A 16,676-nucleotide genomic window follows, 5' to 3' on the forward strand; every position below is an offset into this window, starting at 1 on the left:
GCACCGGCCTTTGGTTTATCCTAAGCATTGGGATTTGCCACGATCAGCACGTCGCACGGCGCGTTTTCGGTGACGAAGCTGGCCACCGACCCGATAAACATGCGCGACGTCAGCCGCTTGCTGGAGCGGCCGAGGATGATCAAACTGCTGTCATAATCCTTGGGCGCGTCAAGCGCGACCACGGTGCGCGGATTGCCGAAGCGCAGGTGGGTGCGCACTTCAATGCCCCGCGCCCGCAGCGGCTTGGCCTGCTCTTCCAGCTCGATTTCCGCCCGCGTTTCGGCGTTGTACAAAATCGTGCCGTCCACGTCCGGTTGCTGGGCAAAGCCGACCTGATAGCTGCGGGTATCAATCACGTACAGCAGGTCGATGCTGGCGTCGTCCATCTCGGTGATCGCCACCGCCTTTTCCAGCGCCGCAGCGCCGGCGGCAGAGCCATCAAACGCCACTAAGATTCGGTCTTTTGTCATCTGGACCACTCCCTTCCCCTTATTTGTACCATATCCAGGCGTTATGGCGGGAACAATAGGGGCCGGCGTCACATTAATTTTGGCCGCAAAAAGCCGCCGCCTGGAGTCCAGGCAGCGGCGCGCCGTTTAAAAGTAGCGGCTGTGGTTGAAAAAGTTGAGCTTGGCGACCACGGTGTTGGCGTCGGTGTACGGCTGCGGCACCACGAACAACCCCAGGGCATCCAGGTGCTTGTGCACATTGTTGGTCACGGCGATTTCCAGCTCTGCGGGATCCAGGTGCGGCGCCGTTTTGGCAGCGATGGTCATCAGCTCGTCCAAGTCGATGGTGATGGTGTCGACGAAATGGTCATTCAACTGAGCGTAAAGGGCTGCGACCTGCGCGTCCACATAATCGGTGACGGCCTTGAACAAATCGGCGTTTTTTGCCTTCAGGTTGTAGTAGCGAGTCACTAGTTGGTTGTTATCAATTGTCATGAATTGCCTCCGGATATTGTTTGTTTAAGTGTACCAAACTTTTTCCGGTTCTGCCGGATTCTTCCCGCGTGCCCCACCAATTAGTGAGCTGCCTCAAATCACACCGCTTGCCTCCAGTCTGGCCACCTCGTCCAGCAGCGGTCGAACCACGGCCATGCCCCCGGCTGGCGGCTTGGCCTTGAGCTTGCGTTTTTGCGAGTAGTACGGCAGCTTGATCCGCAGCGGCATGCTGGCCGGATCCATTTCGCCGTCAAAGTAAAAGAGCTGCGGCTGCGTGCGGCAGGTGCGAAACGTGTGCTGGCGCAGCGCCTGCAAATCGATTTGCTCAGGCGGCAGTAGGCCCGTGCCAAATACGATCAGCTGATGCGGCAGCGCCAACTGGTACTGCTGATAGAAGGGCCGAAAGCCGGTCACGCCGCCGCGCTTGGTGGCGTGCGCGCCGTAAATCACCAGGCGCGTGTGGATCAAGTCGTCTGGCGTGACAAACGCCACATCTAACACTTCACAATGCAGCACTCGCGCGATCCACAGCGCGTAACCCTGTGTGAATCCAGTCTGCGATGAATAGATAACGACAGTTTGGCCCATGATGCCCCCTCCTTATCAGATTACCCACTGGTACAGGATAATTGTAGCAAGACGCCTTGCCCAGCGGCCAGTGGCAAGGCCTGCCAAACCGCGAGGGATATGCTACACTGAACGTAGATTGCAAAAGGAGGCTACATCATGCAAATCACTCGTCATGGCGAAGCACAAGAGACTAACGGCCAGCCGCCATTGATTGGCCACGAACTGCCTGCATTTAACGTGACCACTGCCGACCAGACGCCGTTTGACCAGTCCCACCTAAAGGGCCGCTACAGCCTGATCTCGGTGGTGCCAGACATTGACACGCGCGTCTGCAGCATTTCCACCAAAAACTTTAACCAAGCCGCCGACCGGTTCGACGGGATCAACTTTTACACCATCTCCACCAACACCTTGGACCAGCAAAAGCACTGGTGCGCCAATGAAGGCGTGAAAAACATGCGCCTGCTGTCCGACGCCGATGCCAGCTTTGGCAAGGCCATGGGGCTTTACCTGGCAGCCAACAACACGGACGCCCGCAGCGTCTGGATCACTGACCCGGACGGCAAAATCGTCTACCGTGAGCTGATCACCGAACAAACGAATGAACCTGACTACGACAGTGCCCTGGCCTACCTGGAAACTCACGCCAAGCACTAACCCATCCAAAAAGCTGCTGTGCAACGCATTTGCACAGCAGCTTTTTATATCCCCTGTAACGCATTCAACTGCGCGACCATGCGATCAACCGCCGGCTGAGTGGCCGCTCGGTCCTTCAACAGGTAACGCGCCTGAGCCACGAGCAAACGACTTGCCGGCGCCTCATCCTGGCTGTGGGCCGCGATGGCCGCTTCCAGATTGCTGCGGTCAACGCGCGGAAACACGCCGACCAACAGCCGCTGCGCCTCGTCGACTAAGGCGGCGAGCGCCGCATCACTGAACCTGATCATCTGCGGCATCACCGCCGCCACGCGCGCCTGGACAAACTGGCGGGTCAGCCGGGCCTCAACCGCCGCGTCCGCCGCCTGCCCATGAAGCAGGTTGTCACTCAGCCGGCTCAGCGTCTCGATGGCGTCATCGCGCCGCGCAAAGTAGGCGTGGTAAGGCTTGAGATCAAGTGGCGGGCAAAGTGCCCGCCGCGGCCGGGCGCTGCCGATCAGCTCGGCCACCTGGGCCTGCACCTGCGGGCCAAAGAGTTGTGCCGCCGGCACGTCAGGCGTCGAATCGGTGCGCGGATCATCAAAGGTGGCCGTCGCATAATTGCGGTGAAGCAGCTGCAGCGCCCGTGCGGCCGCCATTGGGTCGCGTTTTTCAATGCTGGGCAACGCCGCCGCCAGCGTCGTGGTGTTCAGGTTCAGGTCGTACTGCGGCAGCGGCCGATTAATGGCCAGGTCCCAGGCCGCAAACTTCATCGTCCGGGCGCTGAAGGTGCAGTAATACGCCAGCCCCGCGCCATCGTAGCCGTTCTCGCTGAGGGCAAACGCGGGCAAGTCAATGCACGTCCCAAAATCGCGCGGGATGGCCTCGGCCACGCCAAAGCCGTTGTGAATATGCCCGGACAAAATGAAAGTATTCGGGTGCCGGCGCAGCACATCTTTGACAACGGCGTCCTGAATGCCAAAGCCACCGCCAAAATTACTGCGCCAGTGCGTATCGCGCAGCGGCTGATGGACCAGCACCAGATTCTTTTGGCCACCGTCCTCGCCGGCCTGCAGCTCCGCATCAAGCCAGGCCACCTGCTGGGCCGAGATGTAGGCGCCGTCCTTCAGCCCTTTTTCCGAGTTCATGACGATGAAGTGGTAATCGCCCAGGTCCACCGTGAAGTAAGGCTGCCAGGGCGTTGCGCCAGGCACGCGGCTCAGGTAGTGGGCCTGATACTCGGGCATCGTGACCGTGCGAAAGTATTGCGGATCGCTTTCCTGATCGTTGTCGAAGTCCAGCTCATGCGGCCCGCGCACATCGTGATTGCCCAGGCAGACGATCAGCTGGTCGGCCGGCACCTTTTCCAAAGAGGACCAGGCGTCCTGAAACTGCGCTGGGTCGCCCCAGTCCGTGACATCGCCCGCGATCACCACGGCCGCGTGCGGGTCGAGGCGGTGCATGTTGACCAGCGCATGGTGGAAGGCCGCCGTGGTGTGGCGAGTACTCCCCAGATGCAGATCAGATAAGATGAAAAGATGCAGACTGCCCAGATCCATCGGCGCAACACTCCTTTCTCGTGTTCACTGGCAATTGTTGACGAATCGCCAACTGGCCACATAAGTTTGTTAATGTCTAGGGTACACCCAAGGCCGGCATTGTGAAAGCCCATTCAAGAGGCAACTGACGATCACCGGATAAAAAAGACGCCCTCAGTTGCCTGAGTGCGCCTTCGTTGAACGATTTAGTTGAACGTGCCACTTACATCCCCTGGATCAGCAGCATGATGATCGGCACCACGATGACGAACAGCACCGTCGACAGTGTGACCACGTTGGTCGCGTATTCGACGTCGCCGTGCCCTTCCGTGGCCAAAATTGGCAGCACGGCAAGGCCAGGTGCGGAAGCCTGAACAATCAGCGTCTTCGCTTCAAGGCTTGGTACATGGAAGCCGGCCCTCAGCCCAATGGTGATCAGCGCGAAAATCAGCAGCGGTGCGACCACGAAGCGGCCGAGCAGTGCAACGACCGAGTCGCGGTCGAACTTGATGGTCTTGAACCCAGCCTTGGCCAGGATGATCCCGATGTAAATCAGAGACAGCGGGGTCACGAGGCTGCCGACATACGTCATCGCGTTGACGACGAAGCTCAGCCAGCCCACATTCACGAACGGAATGTTGAGCAGCAGGAAGACCAGCGCGACCAGGAAGCCAACCAAAGGTGCTGGCAGCAGCTTTTTCCAGTTGAAGCTGGCCTTGGTGCCGACCTCGCCGTTGATCTTGGTCGGGTCGTCCCAGCTCATCAAAAACGCGCCAAGCGTCCAGGTGGACACCGTGTTGACCACGTAGTACATCAGGAAGTACGCAGTCGCCTTGTCACCGAACAGCGCCATGTTGAGCGGCAGACCGATGAAAATGGTGTTGGCGTTGACGAACATGTTGATGAACGTCCCGCGCCGGCCCGGGCGCACCTTGAGCAGCTTGACCAGAATGAAGGCCACGATGTAGCCCAGCGCGACGGCGCCAAAGCCGTACACCAGCCCTGAGGACAGGCTGATAAGCTTGCTGCGGGTCAGCCGCTGCAGGACCTGGATGAAAATAGACGCCGGCAGCGCGACCTTCATCAGCAGGTTAGAGATGGTCTGGCCGAATTTTTCATCAAACCAGCCGTTGTGCTGGAGAATGTAGCCCAGCGCGATCATCAAAACAATGGTTAAAACACTTTCGATACTCGTGTATAAGGCAGTCACAATTAGTCCTCCACTTCTACATCGGTGAGGTCGCGGTATTCAGGGGTCCACTGCATGTCAGCGACCGCCTGTTTGACGTCAGGGATTGGTTCTTCGTTCAAGCCATCTTTGACCGCCTGAGTCGCCACTGCGATTGCGACCGTCTTGCTGAACTGATCCAGCTTGGAAACTGGCGGCAGCACGGCAGCGCCGGCCTTGTCAGGGTCGACCAGACCACCCAGGCTGTGGGCAGCGGCAGAGATCATCGCGTCAGACAGCAGCTTGCTGGTTGCGGCGATCGTGCCCAGACCAAGGCCTGGGTATACCAGGGCGTTGTTGGCCTGGCCGATGGCATAAGTGACGCCGTTGTACACGACATCAGCAGCCGGGATCCCGGTGGCAACTAAGGCGCGGCCGTCGGTCCACTTGATCAGATCCTCGGCTTTGGCCTCGGCCAGCTTGGTCGGGTTGGACAGTGGGAAGATGATCGGCCGGTCGGTGTGCGCGGCCATTTCGGCAACGATTGGCTGGGTGAAGCTGCCAGGCTGCGTGGAGGTGCCGACCAAAACGGTCGGGTGCACGGCCTTAACGGCAGCTTCCAGCGTCGTCAGGTCATCAGCGTTCGCAAATTCACTGCGGCTGCGAGCAAATGGCTTCTGCGCCGGGGTCAGCGTCTCGTCATCGTCAAAGAGCAGACCCTGCTTGTCGACCAAGTAGAAGTGCTTCTTGGCCTCGGCCGGCGCCATGCCCTGCTGCAGGAACTCGTCGTACACGCGCTGGGTGATGCCCGCGCCGGCAGTGCCGGCCCCAAAGCTCATGTACACCTGGTCGGTCAGCTTTTGCTTGGAGATGTTCATGGCCCCAAACAGCCCGGCCAGCACGATGATCCCGGTACCTTGAATGTCGTCGTTAAAGGTCGTGATTTGGTCCTTGTACTGATTGAGAATGTCGGCGGCGTTAGCGCGGCCGAAGTCTTCAAAGTGCAGGTACAGGTGTGGGAACAGCTTCTCGGCCGTCGCCACGAACTTGTCAACGAAGGCGTGATAGTGTTCGCCGTAAACACGCTCGTGCCGTACGCCGACGTAAAGGTCGTCATCCAGCAGTTCTTTGCGGGTAGTCCCGGCGTCCAGGACAACCGGCAGCACCTGACTTGGGTCGATGCCAGCAGCGCCGGTGTACACCATCAGCTTGCCGACCGCGATGTCGACGCCCTGCGTGCCCCAGTCGCCGATGCCCAGGATGCCTTCGCCGTCAGTCACGACGATCAGGCGAATGTCGCGGCCGTTGGCGCTGTGGCGCAACGCGGCTTCCATGTCATCCTGCGCGTCAATGCTCAGGTAGGTCGCGTTCTGCGGCTCAACGAAAATTGCGGAGTAGTTTTCAATGAAGTCGGCGATGGTTGGGTCGTAAACGATCGGCATGAATTCCACAATGTGCTCGGAGAACAGCTTGTAGAACAGCACATGGTTGACGTTGAACAGCTGCATCAAAAACTGGCGCTTGGCGAAGTCGGTCGGCTTGCTTTGAAGCTGGGCATAGGCCTGGGTCACCTGCTGATCCAAGGTTTGGATAGCACTTGGCAGCAGCCCGTTCAGACCGTACTTGGCGCGCTCCTCAGCGGTAAAAGCGGTGCCCTTGTTTAAAAATGGATCGTGAAGTAATTGCTCTGGTGTGTATTTCATGTGATGTGTCCTCCTATTTGATTACAGAGGTCACTTTACGCGGCATACAAAAATATAGTCAAACGCGGGCAATTTAATACGCTTTACTTATATGAGCAGGCTGACCACCGCTTTGCAGGTGGTCGAACCGAGCCTCACTTTCACGGCGAAAAATAAATTAAATAATTATTCGCCGCCTACGCAGCCAAGGGCGCTTATCATTCTCTTTTCACTTAATCGGCATTCCGACCGCCGACTTTTGTGTTAATCTTTCTTTATATGAGCAAGGGAGGCAAGCCATGAACACGCGCGACTTAGAATACTTTGAGGCCTTGACCAAAATCAAAAACTTCTCTCAGGTGGCCGCCCAGTTTGGTGTTACCCAGCCGACCATCACGATGGCGCTGAAACGCCTGGAGACGCACTTCGGCATCCAGCTGATCGACCGCGACCAAAGCCACGCCCGCATCACCGTCACACCGGCCGGCGAAACGCTCGCTGCCCACGTCCGGGTGATCACCGCGGAGCTGACCGCTGCTGAGGCAGAGCTGGCGCGCGCGCGCAGCGGCAAGATTCGCTTTGGTCTGCCGCCGATCATCGGCAACTTCTATTTTCCGACGCTCGCACCGGCACTGATGCAGGCGGGACTGATCGACCAGCTGCAAACCGTTGAAGCCGGCTCGCAGAATCTGCTGGCCGACCTGCGCGCCGGCCACCTCGACGGCGCCTTGCTGGGATCGACCGGTCCTTTGAACGCACCGGCGCTGACTGTGCAGCCGCTGCGGCGCGTGCCGTTCACGGTGGTGGTATCGCCAGAACATCCGCTGGCTGCGCGCAAGCAGTTGGCCTTTGCGGCACTCAAAAACGAACCGTTCGTGACCCTGGCGGAAGGCTTTGTCCACACCAAAGCCTTCGAATGGTTCACCCACACCGCCGGCATTCAGCCCAGCGTGGTGTACCGCACGCAGGACGTGGCGCTGCTCAAGCACATGGTGCAGGCCAACGTCGGCATCGCCTTGCTGGCGCAAATCGCGGTCCAACCGGCCGATCACCTGGTGACCATCCCCCTGACCGATCCCGGCCAGCCGACCTTTGACATCGCGCTGGTCACCAGCCGCACACTGCGGCAAACGCCGGCCACCGATCAACTGCTGCAATTATTATTAAAAGAAGGAGAGCAATAATGCGCATTGAAAAAGACGCCTTGGGCAAAGTTGAAATTCCGGATGGTGCGGCCTGGGGCCCGCAAACCGAGCGCTCCCGCCACAACTTTAAAACCGGCCCGCTGATGCCGGCGGCAATCATCCGGGCGCTGCTGACCATTAAGTCCGCTGCCGCTGCGGTGAACATGAAGGCAGGCATGAACCAGGCGGTCGGGCAGGCCATCATTGACGCCGCCGCTCAGCTGCAGGCCTTGCCAGATGACCAGCTGATGGCCGACTTTCCGCTGCACGTCTACCAAACCGGCAGCGGCACGCAAACCAACATGAACGTCAATGAGGTGCTGGCTCACCTGGCCAGCGTCGCGCTGGGCCGGCCGGTGCTGCCCAACGACGACGTCAACCGCGGTCAAAGTTCCAACGACACCTTCCCCACTGCACTTCACATGGCCGTTTACCCGGCCGTGACCAAAGTTGCTGAGGCGGCCGCGGCCATGATCCAGACCCTGCAGGCAAAGGAGGCCGCTTACGCCCAGGTCGTGAAGCTGGGCCCCACCCACTTGCAAGACGCCACCCCACTCACCTTCGGCCAGGAGGTCTCCGGCTGGCGTACCACCCTTGAACAAGACGCGGCCACCTTGCAAGCGCTGCAGGCACCGCTGTTGACGCTCGCTTTAGGGGGCACCGCCGTCGGCACCGGCCTGAACACCACCCCAGAGCAGACGGCCGCCATGGTTGCCCAAATTGCGACGCTAACTGGCCTGCCCTTCACCGAAATGCCCAACAAGTTCCACGGGCTGGCCTTTCACAGCGAACTGACTGCCGTTCACGGCGCCTTGAAGACGCTGGCCGCCGACCTCATGAAAATCGCCAACGACATCCGCTTTTTGGCATCCGGCCCACGCGGCGGCTACGGTGAGCTGACCATCCCAGCCAACGAACCCGGCAGCTCGATCATGCCGGGCAAGGTCAATCCGACGCAGGCGGAAGCGTTGACCATGATCGCCGCGAAAGTCATGGGTAATGACACGACCATCGCCATCGCCGAAAGTCAGGGCAATTTTGAGCTGAACGTGTACAAGCCGGTGATCGGCGCCACCGTGCTGGAAAGCTGCACGCTGCTAGCCGGCGGCATGACTCAGTTCGACCAGCTGCTACTGCAAGGCCTCAGCGTCAATCAGGCCCGCATGCAAGAATTGGTCGACCGCTCCCTGATGCTGGTCACGGCTCTTTCGCCGCACATCGGCTACGCGCAAGCGGCTAAGCTAGCTCAAACGGCACAAAAAAACGGCCAGTCGCTGCGCGAGGCAGCGCTCGCCTCAGGTGCAGTGACAGCCGAACAGTTTGACGCGTGGGTCGACCCGCTGAAAATGACCAACGCCGCTCAGAAGTAATCTTTGCGGTGCAGCCACCAGGCCACGGCGCCGCTGATGCCCGCCGCCAGCGCCAGCGTCAGCCAGAACCCATACACCGGCTGACCCTTCCAGGGGATCCAGGTGTTTTGGCCAAAAATGCCGGAAATGATGGGCGGAATCGCCAGCAGGATCGACACCGACGTCAGCATTTTCATGATCAGGTTCAAGTTGTTGCCGACCACCGAGGAAATCGCGCTGTTGTACTGATCCAAAATTTCCTCAGTGCTTGCCACCGTCGTCAGGATCTGGCGCACCTTCACGTCCAGCAGAAACAAGACACGGGCATCACTGGCCGCCAGAAAATAACGGTCGCTATCGCGGATGTCCGCCACCAGGGTCTTGGTGCGAGTCAGCGCAGCGTTGAAGTACACCAGCCCTTTTTCCAGACTCATCACTTCATAAATCAGTGTGTTCTTGGCCGAATTCTTGACCTGCTTTTCCATCTTGTGCGTGCTGTCGGCCATATCGTCAATGTCCTTGGTGTAGCAGTCCAGTACCCGGTCGACAATGCGCAAGGCCAAGCTGTCGGCGGTTTCGACCTGGTCCAGCGCCTGCAAGTATGCATCCATGAGCCGCGGCTTGTCGCGGCTGATCGTGACCAGCTCATCGGCCAGCAAAATCAAGGCGATCGGCATGATTGCGTACGTGCGATGGCCCGTATCGCCCTGGTAGGCATAAGGTTCGCGCACCAGGATGAAGCCAGGGGCGTCAGCGCCTTCGCGCAACGCTTCACTGCGCGCGTCCTCGTGGTCGTCAAGCGCCGCTTCCACGTAGCCGTCCGGCAACTCGTATTGCGCCTTTAAGGCCTGCAGCTCAGCCTCGCTTGGGTCAAAGACACAGTGCCAGCACGCCCCGCTGGTTTCCGTGGCGCTGGTGGTTTGAGACTGTTTGATCGCGTAGTCTTTTTGCATAAGACACCTCCCCTTTAATTGTAGAGAGGTGCCCTCGCGCTTTGCACGTCCGACGCTTTAGAAGTAGTCCTTCTTGTGCAGCCAGTATGCTGTGGCCACACACAGGACAATGGTGGCAAAAATCAGGGCCCAAAACCCCCAGATGCTTTGCTGCCACGGCACGCGGGTGTTCATGCCCCACAGACTGCCGACGATGCTCGGGATCGTCATGATGATGGACACCGACGTCAGCACCTTCATGATCAGGTTAAGGTTATTCGACACCACCGAGGACACCGTGGCATTATACTGGTCGAGGATCGCCGAGTTGGATTGGGCCAGCGTGTAGGCCTGGTGCGCGGTGCGCTCGGCGATCACCAGCTTGCGGCGGTGAGCCGGGTCACTGGCAAAATACGCCGACGCCTGAAGCTGCGGCCAGATATTCTGGGAGTCCGTTAAGGCCGAGGTGAAAAAGACCAGGCTTTTTTCCACGGCCATGATTTCATACAGCAGCGTGTTGTGTGACGCGTTGCCGACCCGAATTTCCATGCTTTGGGTCTGCGACGCCAGCTGGTCCGTGTCATTGAGAAATTGGGCAAACACCAGATTCAGCACACTCAGCGAATAGACGATTGGGTCTGCCGTGGTCGCACTGGCTTGCAGGCAGCGGTTGTGAATGGTCAGCTTGCGCGGGCTGACCGTCGTCACCAGGTCATCCTGAATGATGATTGCCAGCGGACTGGTCGCGTAGGTCCGCTCCCCATTTTTGCTGATGGTCTGGTACGGGCAGCGCACCAGGATCAGGCCGGCCCCGCTTTTATCGTCCATGCCTTCCACGCGCGGATTCTCGTGGGCGTTGAACACCGGGGTCATGTAGTCGATGGGGATGTGATACTGCGCGGCCAGGTCGTGGCATTCTTCCTGGGTGGCCTCCTGAACGGACAGCCACTGCGGGGCGGCGGCTGGACTGTTCCCTTTCACGCCAAGTGTGGTTAATAGATGCATCTCACACCTCCTGAACTTGATGGTTTTAAGTTTAGCACTTCAAGGCAGTCCCAACTGCCTTGACCCGCGCCTTGAATAAGCCTTTAATTTGGGTATTGGTAGTTTCAGAAAGGAGTCTTCACGATGGAGTTCATTCCCGTTAGGATTTACGCCCATGAGCAGCCGGAGGGGTACCGGCTTTTGGTCGACCGGGTCTGGCCACGCGGCGTCAGCAAGATCAACGCTCGGCTCGACGACTGGGCCAAGCAAATTGCCCCATCAACCGAACTGCGCAAGTGGTACGGCCACGACCCGGCAAAAGCCGAGGAATTCAATCGCCGCTACATTGCCGAGCTCGACGCCAATCCGGAAACCCCGGATTTTCTGCAAAAAATTCGCCAGCTCGACACCGACAAAGTGCTCCTGCTCTTCGGGGCCAAGGATGAAGCTGACAACAATGCCACGGTGCTCGCAGACTACCTGAAGGAGAAAATCGGCTAGTGCAAACCAAACCCGAATTCCGCAAGGCCCAGCTCAAGCGGCTCAACGCTGCGGCCAAGCAAACGCAGGCCGAAAGTGCCGGCCTGATCGACCAGCTGCTGGCGCTGCCGCAGTGGCAATCCGCCCGCACTATCGCCACCACCGTCAGCGGCCCGATCGAAGTGACCACCGGCGGCATTATCGAAGCGGCGCAGCAGGCCGGCAAAACGGTGCTGCTGCCGCGCGTGATGCCGCACCGCCAAATGGCCTTTTTGAAAGACCCAGGCAGCGCCAATCGCGTCACCAGCAAGTTCGGCATCCCCGAGCCCCCTTACGTTGAGGCCGCAGTCGATCAGCACCCCGACCTGGTGATCGTGCCCGGGGTCGCCTTCGTACCGGCCACCGGCGCCCGCATCGGCTTTGGCGCCGGCTACTACGACCGCTTCTTGGCGAAGTACGATGGCCCCACCGTCGCTTTGGTCCCCAGTGTCATGAATTTTGCCGCGCCGGCGTGGCCGGTCGAAGCTTTCGACGTCCTGATCCAAACGCTGCTGACCGTTTAGTCTCGCAGCGAAAAACCAGCGGCAAGGTGTTTGCCGCATGTGAGGAGTAATTTTTTGACTAGTTTTCTCTCAAGTTTAGGCGGGGTCTCCGAGATCTTGATCCTGGTCGCCATCGGCTACGGGCTGACCGCCCTGGGGTGGTTCAACGACCGCTCCAGCCGTGTGATCGCCAAGGTCGTCACCCAGGTCGCCCTGCCCGCCTACATGATCGAAACCATCTGCTCGCGCTTTTCCGCAAGGGAGCTGGCGGCACTGCTGCCGGACCTGCGCTTTCCAGTGCTGTCGATGGCCATCCTGTTTGCCCTGTCCTTTGTGGTGGCGCGCGTGATTCGCGTTGACCCCAAGCGCCGCGGCCTGTTCAAGTCCATGTTTTTTAACTCCAACACGGTGTTTATCGGCCTGCCGGTCAACCTGGCGCTGTTTGGGCCGAAAAGCGTGCCGTATGTGCTGGTTTACTACATGGCCAACACCACCATTTTCTGGACGATCGGGGTTTACTTGATCCAGCGCGACGGCCCGCACGCCGCCCACTTTGACCTCAAGCAGACGCTGGGGAAAATTTTCTCGCCGCCGCTTTTGGGCTTCATGGTCGGCGTCGTGCTCGTCCTGCTGCATGTGCAGCTGCCGAGCTTTCTCTCGGCCACTTTAGGCTACGTTGGTGACCTGACCATCCCGGGCTCCATGTTCTTCATCGGCATCGCGATGTACCAGGCCGGCATCAAAAACATCCGCTTCGACCGCGAACTGCTCGGCGTGTTCTCTGGGCGCTTCGTCTTTGCGCCGCTGGTGATGTACGCGCTGGTCGCCTTCGCCCCGGTCCCGCTGCTCATGAAGCAAGTCTTCATCCTGCAGTCCTGCATGCCGGTCATGACTAACGCCCCGGTCGTCGCCAAGCTGTACGGCGCCGATTCGAAAAACGCCGCGATCACCGTCTCCGCAACCACCCTGTTTGCCATCGTGGTGATCCCAATCGTCATGACCTTAGTGCAACATCTGTGAGGTAAATACATTGAAGAAAATTCTGCTTAGCGCTGCGCTGGTGCTGGTCCTCGCCGGCTGCGGCAGTCAAAAAAAAGCGCCGCAAACCAGCTCGAGCAGCAGCGTCAAAATCAGCAAACAGGCGGCACCGAAAAAACGGCCCAACACCAAGGCCGGCATGGATGATCTGATCGGCCACTACTGGGTCAACACTGCGGATGCGAGTGAAGTCCTGCAGATCACCGCCTCAACTGATGGCTACTTTGTGGACGTCCAGCGCTATTCGCAGGCTCAGGCCGGTTATGCGACGGCCAGTGCCGGGGTGTTTGCCGCCAGGCTGGTCCTGCGCAAGCACACATACACTTTCACCGGCCGCGCGCAGCCGAATGCGCAAAGCAGCACATGGGTCTTCCAGAAGCTCAGTGCGACCAAGATCAAACAACTGCCGGACGGGCCCCTGTTTCGGCAGGTCAAAAACGACGACCTCAGCACCATTAAACATTAAAGAGAAAGTAAGCCAAAATTGCTTAGTCGCGTTCCATAAAGCAACGTCCAAGCGCACAAACGCCCCTGCACCGCGATTTTAAAAACAAATCGTGGCGCAGGGGCGCTTGTGCTTTGAGCTAAACCCGCTTGATGGCTCAGCCTTTTGACGTTTGTGCTTATTTAACTTCGCTGCGGTACAGGCCAACGACCACACCCAGAATGGAGACGTCGTCGAAGTACATGTCCGACATGGAATCATTTTCCGGGTGCAGCCGCACACCGCCGTTTTCGCGGTAGAAGCGCTTGACCGTCGCCTCGTCGTCCTGGGTCATGGCGACCACAATCTGACCGTTCTCGGCGGTTTCCTGCTTCTTGATGATCAGCTTGTCGCCATCCAGAATGCCGATCTTGATCATGGACGAACCGGAAACTTCCAGGATAAACAGGTCATCTGCAATGTACTCCAGATCATCTGGAATCGGAAAATAGCCATCGATGTTCTCAATCGCGGTGATCGGCACCCCGGCGGCAACCGTACCGACGATTGGGATGCCTTCTTCGGCAATCCCGATGTATGACAAGCCGGCTTTGGTCAGCATCAGCGTGCGCGGCTTGGCCGGGTCCTTGGCAATGTAGCCTTCCGCCAGGAGCCGGTCGAGGTACGCGGCGACCGTGGAGCTGGAACTGAGGCCCACGTTTTTGCCGATTTCCCGCACGGTTGGTGGAAACCCATTGGTTTGAATTGAATCATGAATCGTGTGTAGGATCTGCTTCCAACGTTTCTGACTTGCTTGGGATGGCATGGCCGTCCGCCTCCGCTCTCTAGTTTTCTTTATCATACCAGCGGGAACGCTTGTTTGCAAGCAAAAGGACCGCAGCTTAGGAAAGCATCAAAAAAGACCGCCCAAGCGGTCTCATGTGAACCCTAGAAGCGATGCATCAGGTCCAGCCGGTGCAGCTGCCGGCGGTCGCACTTATTGCGCTGCATCAGGTAGACGCCGCCGAACAACATGTCGACTGCGATCAGCCCGATTCCGAGCACGGTATTGATGACTAGCAGGACCACGGTCACTGCGATCAATGCGCGCAGACTCCACTTCATGACTTTCATACTCATTGGACGCCCCCCTCTCGTAATTTTGATAGTTCTGATTATACCCGAAATCTTGCTTTTGTAAAGGTTCTGTATATAATCAATTTACATTCGGGGCAATTCGGCCGGCACTTGGCATTTATTCTTTACAATTCACAAACAAATCAGCCTTGCGCCGGATTCGCTTTCACCCCCTCATTTAGGTATCATAGAAGTAGTCAACAAACTCAAAGGGGTGCGCGCATGCAAACGAAACGCTCACAGTTTTACCAGCGGTTTTTAAACAACAAGTTTGCCGTGATCCTGGTCGATCTGGTGCTCGCGTTGCTCGCGATTTTTATTTTCACCAAAATTGCCTGGGTGTTTCAGCCTGTGGTCAGTTTTCTGAGCATCGTCGCCCCGCCGTTCATCCTCGCCGGAATCCTGTTCTACATGCTCAACCCCGTCGTCAACTGGCTGCATCAGCGCGGCCTCAACCGACTGCTGGCCATCGCGTTGGTCTTCCTCCTCGTGATTGGGCTGATCGTCCTAGCCATCACTCGCGTTGTGCCGCCCATCGAAAGCCAGCTGCGCAGCTTCATTAATGCGACTCCGACTTACTGGGACGAGTTCGTCCGGTGGATCACCGACCTGAATAACCAGCAGAACATTTTCAGCGACAAGCAGCTGAGTCAGTTCGCCGGCGAGATCCAAACTTGGGTCTCCAAGCGCGGCTCGACCATCTTGTCGGGGACGCTGTCGTCCTTGTCCTCGATCATCTCCACTGTCGGCACCGTGGTGGTTACCGTGGCGACCGCGCCGATCATTTTGTTCTTCATGCTCAAAGAGGGCAACAAGTTCACGCCAATGATCCTGCACCTGGTCCCAACCAAGCAGCGCAAGAGCTTTGGCGACATGCTGCACGAGATGAACGTCAAGGTCGGCTCGTACGTGCAAGGCCAGCTGACCGTCGCCATCGCCGTCGGGATCATTTTCATGGTCGGCTATTCGATCATCGGCCTGCGCTACGGCCTGATCTTTGGGATGCTGGCGGCACCGTTGAACCTGATCCCCTACTTTGGTTCCGCGCTCGCGATGGTGCCAGCGCTGATCATGGGCGCCATTCAGGGGCCGAAGATGTTCATCGCGGTAATCGTCGTCTTCTTCATCGAGTGGCTGCTCGAGACGCAATTGATCTCCCCGTTTGTCATGGGGAGTAAACTAGAGATGCACCCGATCACCATTGTCGTGGTCCTGCTGACAGCAGGGTCCATGTTCGGACTGGTGGGTGTGATCTTGGGAATCCCCGGCTTTGCGGTGATCAAGATCGTGGTGGTGCGCCTGTTCAGATGGTACCAGCAAGTCTCCGGGCTCTACCCCAGCGATGTTCCCGACAAGACCCTGCAACTCACCTCGCAGGAGAAAGCAGATAACTCAAAATGAACACTTTTCTGATACTTTTAGATGCCGCACTGATCGGACTGGGCGCGTATTACCTGTTCTGGCAGAGTAAAATCGACGTGCGCGGCGCGTATTCGACCTTTCAGTTGGTCATGGCCGTCTTCTTTGGCTTCTGGTTCGTCAGCACCGGCGTCGGCAACATGTACTATGTCGTCTTCATGGCGGCCTTCCTGACTCTGACCGTGATGACAGGCAGCACCGGCCTGACGCCAACGCGCCTGATCAACGTGGGCCTGTTCTCACGGGTCATCCCTTACACGCGCCTGGTCGGTGTCACCTTGACCCCACTGCAGCTGCCCAATGGCCAGGCCATGGTCGTGGCTGTGTTTGGCCTGTCCGCCCGCCGCTTCGTGCGCCTGACCTTCCGCAGCGATCTGCAGTCGCTGATCCAAGTGCTGCGCCCGCGGGTGCCGCAAAACGTCGAGATCCGCGTGCAGCAGGTCCAGTAATTTTTTCATTGAAATGCAAAACCGCTTGGCCCGTCACAGACAGGTCAAGCGGTTTTAATGGCGCTACGATATTTGGAGTTGAAAGGCATCTTGCCTCGAAACTCCTTTTTATATACCATTTTTATGTCTGAGCACACAAAGAGGACATTACACTGTCCCTTGTCTGCTCTCCGACCAAAGAAATTAGAAATGGAGTGTGT

At 58.3% G+C, this 16,676-nt stretch carries 18 protein-coding genes and 1 pseudogene; 9 read left to right on the forward strand and 10 right to left on the reverse strand.

Annotated features, from left to right (window positions below; translation table 11 throughout):
• Positions 1–20 precede the first annotated feature (20 nt).
• The 3 genes from JUE30_RS02915 to JUE30_RS02925 form a co-directional block, all read right to left on the reverse strand.
• A complete protein-coding gene (locus JUE30_RS02915) occupies positions 21–470 on the reverse strand; it encodes a universal stress protein (protein WP_203623544.1) in 450 nt (149 codons plus the stop codon).
• Between the two features lie 126 nt (positions 471–596).
• Positions 597–944, reverse strand: coding sequence for a hypothetical protein (locus JUE30_RS02920; RefSeq protein ID WP_203623545.1), 348 nt, complete (start codon positions 942–944; stop codon positions 597–599).
• A 93-nt stretch (positions 945–1,037) separates the two neighbouring features.
• A complete protein-coding gene (locus JUE30_RS02925; protein ID WP_203623546.1) occupies positions 1,038–1,532 on the reverse strand; it encodes a flavodoxin domain-containing protein in 495 nt (164 codons plus the stop codon).
• Positions 1,533–1,670: 138 nt separating this feature from the next.
• Between JUE30_RS02925 and JUE30_RS02930 the strand changes: the two genes are divergently transcribed.
• Positions 1,671–2,171, forward strand: coding sequence for a peroxiredoxin (locus JUE30_RS02930; RefSeq protein WP_203623547.1), 501 nt, complete (start codon positions 1,671–1,673; stop codon positions 2,169–2,171).
• 44 nt (positions 2,172–2,215) lie between these two features.
• Here JUE30_RS02930 and JUE30_RS02935 read toward each other — a convergent pair whose 3' ends face one another.
• The 3 genes and pseudogenes from JUE30_RS02935 to JUE30_RS02945 all read right to left on the reverse strand — a co-directional run.
• Positions 2,216–3,709: a metallophosphoesterase gene (locus tag JUE30_RS02935; protein WP_203623548.1), complete on the reverse strand. Its 1,494-nt coding sequence runs from the start codon at positions 3,707–3,709 to the stop codon at positions 2,216–2,218.
• 202 nt (positions 3,710–3,911) lie between these two features.
• Positions 3,912–4,898 (reverse strand): AEC family transporter, encoded by a 987-nt coding sequence (locus tag JUE30_RS02940; RefSeq protein WP_125756102.1) that lies wholly within the window; start codon positions 4,896–4,898, stop codon positions 3,912–3,914.
• Positions 4,899–4,900: 2 nt separating this feature from the next.
• A pseudogene (locus JUE30_RS02945) lies at positions 4,901–6,562 on the reverse strand (malolactic enzyme); the annotation flags it as partial.
• Between the two features lie 275 nt (positions 6,563–6,837).
• Between JUE30_RS02945 and JUE30_RS02950 the strand changes: the two are divergent.
• Together JUE30_RS02950 and JUE30_RS02955 are read left to right on the forward strand one after the other, a co-directional pair.
• Positions 6,838–7,722: a LysR family transcriptional regulator gene (locus JUE30_RS02950; protein ID WP_203623549.1), complete on the forward strand. Its 885-nt coding sequence runs from the start codon at positions 6,838–6,840 to the stop codon at positions 7,720–7,722.
• A complete protein-coding gene (locus JUE30_RS02955; RefSeq protein WP_203623550.1) occupies positions 7,722–9,092 on the forward strand; it encodes a class II fumarate hydratase in 1,371 nt (456 codons plus the stop codon). The genes JUE30_RS02950 and JUE30_RS02955 overlap by 1 nt, the downstream gene beginning before the upstream one ends.
• On the opposite strand, the gene JUE30_RS02960 is transcribed toward JUE30_RS02955, so the two are convergent.
• Together JUE30_RS02960 and JUE30_RS02965 are read right to left on the reverse strand one after the other, a co-directional pair.
• The gene (locus tag JUE30_RS02960) at positions 9,083–10,024 is read right to left on the reverse strand and encodes a magnesium transporter CorA family protein (protein ID WP_203623551.1); all 942 of its coding nucleotides are present in this window, start codon (positions 10,022–10,024) and stop codon (positions 9,083–9,085) included. The two genes, JUE30_RS02955 and JUE30_RS02960, sit on opposite strands and share 10 nt — an antisense overlap.
• Positions 10,025–10,081: 57 nt before the next feature.
• On the reverse strand, positions 10,082–11,008 hold the full coding sequence (locus JUE30_RS02965) for a magnesium transporter CorA family protein (RefSeq protein WP_203623552.1): 927 nt from the start codon (positions 11,006–11,008) through the stop codon (positions 10,082–10,084).
• Between the two features lie 123 nt (positions 11,009–11,131).
• Here JUE30_RS02965 and JUE30_RS02970 point away from each other — a divergent pair, with 123 nt between their 5' ends.
• The 4 genes from JUE30_RS02970 to JUE30_RS02985 are packed head-to-tail and all read left to right on the forward strand — an operon-like array spanning position 11,132 to position 13,513.
• Positions 11,132–11,488 (forward strand): DUF488 domain-containing protein, encoded by a 357-nt coding sequence (locus JUE30_RS02970; RefSeq protein WP_203623553.1) that lies wholly within the window; start codon positions 11,132–11,134, stop codon positions 11,486–11,488.
• Positions 11,488–12,030 carry a 5-formyltetrahydrofolate cyclo-ligase gene (locus JUE30_RS02975; RefSeq protein ID WP_203623554.1) on the forward strand — a complete coding sequence of 181 codons (543 nt, stop codon included), beginning with the start codon at positions 11,488–11,490 and terminating at the stop codon, positions 12,028–12,030. Before JUE30_RS02970 ends, JUE30_RS02975 begins: the two co-directional genes overlap by 1 nt.
• A 54-nt stretch (positions 12,031–12,084) precedes the next feature.
• Positions 12,085–13,029 (forward strand): AEC family transporter, encoded by a 945-nt coding sequence (locus JUE30_RS02980; RefSeq protein ID WP_125756117.1) that lies wholly within the window; start codon positions 12,085–12,087, stop codon positions 13,027–13,029.
• A 10-nt stretch (positions 13,030–13,039) separates the two neighbouring features.
• Positions 13,040–13,513 carry a hypothetical protein gene (locus JUE30_RS02985; RefSeq protein ID WP_203623555.1) on the forward strand — a complete coding sequence of 158 codons (474 nt, stop codon included), beginning with the start codon at positions 13,040–13,042 and terminating at the stop codon, positions 13,511–13,513.
• Positions 13,514–13,670: 157 nt separating this feature from the next.
• On the opposite strand, the gene lexA is transcribed toward JUE30_RS02985, so the two are convergent.
• Both lexA and JUE30_RS02995 read right to left on the reverse strand, forming a co-directional pair.
• Positions 13,671–14,297 (reverse strand): transcriptional repressor LexA, encoded by a 627-nt coding sequence (gene lexA, locus JUE30_RS02990; protein ID WP_203623556.1) that lies wholly within the window; start codon positions 14,295–14,297, stop codon positions 13,671–13,673.
• A gap of 122 nt (positions 14,298–14,419) precedes the next feature.
• On the reverse strand, positions 14,420–14,611 hold the full coding sequence (locus tag JUE30_RS02995) for a hypothetical protein (protein ID WP_203623557.1): 192 nt from the start codon (positions 14,609–14,611) through the stop codon (positions 14,420–14,422).
• A gap of 219 nt (positions 14,612–14,830) precedes the next feature.
• Between JUE30_RS02995 and JUE30_RS03000 the strand changes: the two genes are divergently transcribed.
• Both JUE30_RS03000 and JUE30_RS03005 read left to right on the forward strand, forming a co-directional pair.
• Positions 14,831–16,009, forward strand: a complete 1,179-nt coding sequence (locus JUE30_RS03000) for an AI-2E family transporter (protein ID WP_203623558.1) — start codon at positions 14,831–14,833, stop codon at positions 16,007–16,009.
• Positions 16,006–16,476, forward strand: a complete 471-nt coding sequence (locus JUE30_RS03005) for a hypothetical protein (RefSeq protein ID WP_125756127.1) — start codon at positions 16,006–16,008, stop codon at positions 16,474–16,476. Before JUE30_RS03000 ends, JUE30_RS03005 begins: the two co-directional genes overlap by 4 nt.
• Positions 16,477–16,676 lie beyond the last annotated feature (200 nt).

It is taken from the genome of Lacticaseibacillus sp. 866-1 (assembly GCF_016861825.1).
Classification (GTDB): Bacteria; Bacillota; Bacilli; order Lactobacillales; family Lactobacillaceae; genus Lacticaseibacillus.

Excerpts from the sequence above, each read along its gene's own strand:
- JUE30_RS02915 (WP_203623544.1), bottom strand. The coding sequence starts at position 470 with ATGACAAAAGACCGAATCTTAGTGGCGTTTGATGGCTCTGCCGCCGGC.
- JUE30_RS02920 (WP_203623545.1), bottom strand. The coding sequence starts at position 944 with ATGACAATTGATAACAACCAACTAGTGACTCGCTACTACAACCTGAAG.
- JUE30_RS02925 (WP_203623546.1), bottom strand. The coding sequence starts at position 1,532 with ATGGGCCAAACTGTCGTTATCTATTCATCGCAGACTGGATTCACACAG.
- JUE30_RS02930 (WP_203623547.1), top strand. The coding sequence starts at position 1,671 with ATGCAAATCACTCGTCATGGCGAAGCACAAGAGACTAACGGCCAGCCG.
- JUE30_RS02935 (WP_203623548.1), bottom strand. The coding sequence starts at position 3,709 with ATGGATCTGGGCAGTCTGCATCTTTTCATCTTATCTGATCTGCATCTG.
- JUE30_RS02950 (WP_203623549.1), top strand. The coding sequence starts at position 6,838 with ATGAACACGCGCGACTTAGAATACTTTGAGGCCTTGACCAAAATCAAA.
- JUE30_RS02955 (WP_203623550.1), top strand. The coding sequence starts at position 7,722 with ATGCGCATTGAAAAAGACGCCTTGGGCAAAGTTGAAATTCCGGATGGT.
- JUE30_RS02960 (WP_203623551.1), bottom strand. The coding sequence starts at position 10,024 with ATGCAAAAAGACTACGCGATCAAACAGTCTCAAACCACCAGCGCCACG.
- JUE30_RS02965 (WP_203623552.1), bottom strand. The coding sequence starts at position 11,008 with ATGCATCTATTAACCACACTTGGCGTGAAAGGGAACAGTCCAGCCGCC.
- JUE30_RS02970 (WP_203623553.1), top strand. The coding sequence starts at position 11,132 with ATGGAGTTCATTCCCGTTAGGATTTACGCCCATGAGCAGCCGGAGGGG.
- lexA (WP_203623556.1), bottom strand. The coding sequence starts at position 14,297 with ATGCCATCCCAAGCAAGTCAGAAACGTTGGAAGCAGATCCTACACACG.
- JUE30_RS02995 (WP_203623557.1), bottom strand. The coding sequence starts at position 14,611 with ATGAGTATGAAAGTCATGAAGTGGAGTCTGCGCGCATTGATCGCAGTG.
- JUE30_RS03000 (WP_203623558.1), top strand. The coding sequence starts at position 14,831 with ATGCAAACGAAACGCTCACAGTTTTACCAGCGGTTTTTAAACAACAAG.
- JUE30_RS03005 (WP_125756127.1), top strand. The coding sequence starts at position 16,006 with ATGAACACTTTTCTGATACTTTTAGATGCCGCACTGATCGGACTGGGC.